The organism is Moorena sp. SIO4A1, from assembly GCF_010672065.1.
In the GTDB taxonomy this organism is placed as follows: domain Bacteria; phylum Cyanobacteriota; class Cyanobacteriia; order Cyanobacteriales; family Coleofasciculaceae; genus Moorena.
Map to the genome: position 1 here is coordinate 1 of NZ_JAAHHX010001054.1, position 1,044 is coordinate 1,044.

The window sequence follows — 1,044 nt, forward strand, 5'->3', positions numbered from 1 at the left end:
AGTTTTGCCCAAGTAGCGCAATATATTCCAGGGATAAATGATTTGCTCCAAGCAGCACCAAAAAGTGGTGGCATGATGGGAGCCTTGGGAGGATTAGCAGCATCAATGGGTGGTGGCGTTGGACAATTAGGCACTCTAGCTACCCTGGCAGGAGGTTTTTCTCAACTAGAAATGAAGAGTGATATGATTTCCAAATTTCTACCGATTGTCCTCTCTTTCGTTCAAAGCCAAGGTGGGGACGAGATCAAAAACCTTTTGGCAAAAGTGTTGAGCTAGAGTGATTGATTGGATGGCTGAAATGTGATCGTAATGAGGGATCAACCCAAGACTTGGGTATGTTTTCCCAAAGTAGGGGCATCAAGGAGATCAGAGGGAAGATTTTAGGTGGTGACTTAATTTGTTCCTTGATGCTTCACCCTTGATGCTTCATCCAGACAAGACACTGGTTCAGCTGATCTTGCATAGTCTGAGCATCAGTATGATCCCGGTGTCTAGGTCATAGGAATTGCGCTTGGTACTAGGGGATATAGGTACTTCAATTGTAGTCAAAGCGGGATGAGCCAAAGCGCATTTTTCACTTACAGCCGACTATGTAGGACAATAAGGCAATAGCCAAACTCTAAGCATTTGGCGAGATTACCAACCCTAATCGGATCGTGACTAAATTTCTGTTTGTAACTGACCTTGACAATACTCTAGTAGGGGATGATGAGGCTCTGCTTAAACTGAACCCTCTGCTAAGTCAGCATCGCCAAGAACATGGTACAAGAATCGTTTATGCTACAGGGCGATCCCATAGTTCCTACCACCAGTTGAAAGCCGAGAAGCCACTTCTTGATCCAGATGCTCTGATCACCTCTGTGGGTACAGAAATTTATGATAATGATGGCCAAGATACGCCCAATCCAGACTGGTCCTCCAAGTTATCTGAAGGCTGGGATCGGGACATGATTGTCGAAACGGCTGGTCAATATCCTGACTTAATTCCCCAAGTAGAATCAGAACAACGTCCCTTTAAAGTCAGCTATCACCTGACGGAAGAAA

The 1,044-nt window shown here is 45.0% G+C and carries 2 protein-coding genes; both read left to right on the plus strand.

The genetic code is table 11. The features are described from left to right. The coding region (locus F6K53_RS45205) for a DUF2780 domain-containing protein (protein WP_293087703.1) at window positions 1-276 on the plus strand (276 nt) is incomplete at its 5' end. Between the two features lie 380 nt (window positions 277-656). Continuing rightward, window positions 657-1,044, plus strand: a 388-nt coding sequence (locus tag F6K53_RS45210) for an HAD family hydrolase (RefSeq protein ID WP_293087706.1), incomplete at its 3' end; no start/stop codon positions are given.